Below are 2,500 nucleotides of genomic sequence, written 5' to 3' on the forward strand. Positions count from 1 at the left end.
TGGTTGCGGGGGCAGGATTTGAACCTGCGGCCTTCAGGTTATGAGCCTGACGAGCTACCGGGCTGCTCCACCCCGCGGCCATTGATCCCGGTTTTGCTATGGGATCTTTAGGTTAATCGTTTAGAGGATGAGAAGTCTCTGATCAGGTTTGGCGGTGACCTACTCTCCCACGTCTTAAGACGCAGTACCATTGGCGTAGAGGCCCTTAACGGCCGAGTTCGGGATGGGATCGGGTGTTTAGCCACCACTATGACCACCAAACCGGAACAGAGACTTGCCTGCGTATGCAGGCGAACATCGATATTGTTCAAGTGTTTTCGGCTTTGGGCATTGACTTTCTGGATTGGAAAGCAAGTTGCCTTGCTTTTTCTGGATCAGATCAAGCCAATCGGGCAATTAGTACCGGTCAACTGAATGCATTGCTGCACTTACATCTCCGGCCTATCGACGTGGTGGTCTTCCACGGCCCTCAAGGGAGACCTTGTTTTGAAGGGGGCTTCACGCTTAGATGCCTTCAGCGTTTATCCTGTCCGAACATAGCTACCCTGCACTGCCGTTGGCACGACAACAGGTCCACCAGTGGTTCGTTCAACCCGGTCCTCTCGTACTAGGGTCAACTCTTCTCAAGTCTCCTGCACCCACGGCAGATAGGGACCGAACTGTCTCACGACGTTCTAAACCCAGCTCACGTACCTCTTTAAACGGCGAACAGCCGTACCCTTGGGACCTGCTCCGGCCCCAGGATGAGATGAGCCGACATCGAGGTGCCAAACGATGCCGTCGATATGGACTCTTGGGCATCATCAGCCTGTTATCCCCAGAGTACCTTTTATCCGTTGAGCGATGGCCCTCCCACTTGGGACCACCGGATCACTATGGCCGACTTTCGTCTCTGCTCGACTTGTCAGTCTCGCAGTCAGGCTGGCTTCTGCCATTGCACTCAACGAGCGATTTCCGACCGCTCTGAGCCAACCTTCGCGCGCCTCCGTTACGATTTGGGAGGCGACCGCCCCAGTCAAACTCCCCACCATGCAGGGTCCCGGACCCGGATAACGGGCCGCGGTTAGACATCAAGAAGGCGAAGGGTGGTATCTCAAGGGTGTCTCCACCGGAACTGGCGTCCCGATTTCAATGACTACCACCTATCCTGCACATCACATTCCTGATGCCAATGCAAAGCTAGAGTAAAGGTTCATGGGGTCTTTCCGTCTAACCGCGGGTAGTGTGCATCTTGACACACAGTTCAATTTCGCTGAGTCCACGTTTGAGACAGCGGGGAGATCGTTACGCCATTCGTGCAGGTCGGAACTTACCCGACAAGGAATTTCGCTACCTTAGGACCGTTATAGTTACGGCCGCCGTTTACCGGGGCTTCAATTCGGAGCTTGCACCCCTCCTTTTAACCTTCCGGCACCGGGCAGGCGTCAGACCCTATACGTCGTCTTGCGACTTCGCAGAGCCCTGTGTTTTAAGTAAACAGTCGCCACCCCCTGGATTGTGCCCCCCGCCCACAGTTGCCTGCAGACGGGGCTCCCTTCTCGCGAACTTACGGGAGCATTTTGCCGAGTTCCTTAAACGTGGTTCTCTCAAGCGCCTTGGTATACTCTACCTGTCCACCTGTGTCGGTTTAGGGTACGGTCTGATGGAGGGCTATTTCCAGGAACCTCTGAACGGCCTTCCCAATCCGATAAGGGAAGACAATCTTCGAGATCCGTCACATCCTCCTGGCCACGGAATATTAACCGTGTTCCCATCGACTACGCCTTTCGGCCTCGCCTTAGGGGCCGGCTTACCCTGCTCAGATTAGCTTTAAGCAGGAACCCTTGGACTTTCGGCGAGAGGGTTTCTCACCCTCTTTGTCGCTACTCATGTCAACATTCTCGCTTCTGATCTCTCCACCGGATGCCTTACGGCCCGGCTTCACAGAAAGCTCCCAGCCTCCGCTGCATCCCGAAAGACGCAAAAGAGGCATGAAGCTATATCACAGAACGCTCCGCTACCACGCATATCGCTATGCATCCCGAGCTTCGGCTCACGGCTTGAGCCCCGTTACATCTTCGCCGCAGGACAGCTTATCTAGACCAGTGAGCTGTTACGCTATCTTTAAAGGATGGCTGCTTCTAAGCCAACCTCCTGGTTGTTTTGGCCGTCCCACATGCTTTCCCACTTAGCCGTGAATTAGGGGCCTTAGCTGCAGGTCAGGGTTGTTTCCCTCTTCACGACGGACGTTAGCACCCGCCGTGTGTCTCCCGGATAGTACTCATCGGTATTCGGAGTTTGGTTAGGCTCAGTAAGTCTGTGGGACCCCATTGCCCATCCAGTGCTCTACCCCCGATGGTATTCGTCCGAGGCGCTACCTAAATAGCTTTCGCGGAGAACCAGCTATCTCCAGGTTTGATTAGCCTTTCACCCCTAGCCACAAGTCATCCAGACCCTTTTCAACGGGTGTTGGTTCGGACCTCCAGTTGGTGTTACCCAACCTTCATCCTGCTCATGGCTA

1 tRNA gene and 2 rRNA genes (1 of these 3 cut by a window edge) are annotated in these 2,500 nt (G+C 54.7%); all 3 read right to left on the reverse strand.

Annotated features, from left to right (window positions below):
• A tRNA-Met gene (locus ABNX41_RS21425) sits at positions 1 to 77 on the reverse strand.
• A gap of 69 nt (positions 78 to 146) precedes the next feature.
• Positions 147 to 261: ribosomal RNA gene (rrf, locus tag ABNX41_RS21430) — 5S ribosomal RNA — on the reverse strand.
• Positions 262 to 375: 114 nt separating this feature from the next.
• Positions 376 to 2,500: ribosomal RNA gene (locus ABNX41_RS21435) — 23S ribosomal RNA — on the reverse strand; it runs 709 nt beyond the window's last position.

The sequence above is a fragment of the Pseudogemmobacter sonorensis genome (genome assembly GCF_042762395.1).
Classification (GTDB): Bacteria; Pseudomonadota; Alphaproteobacteria; order Rhodobacterales; family Rhodobacteraceae; genus Pseudogemmobacter; species Pseudogemmobacter sonorensis.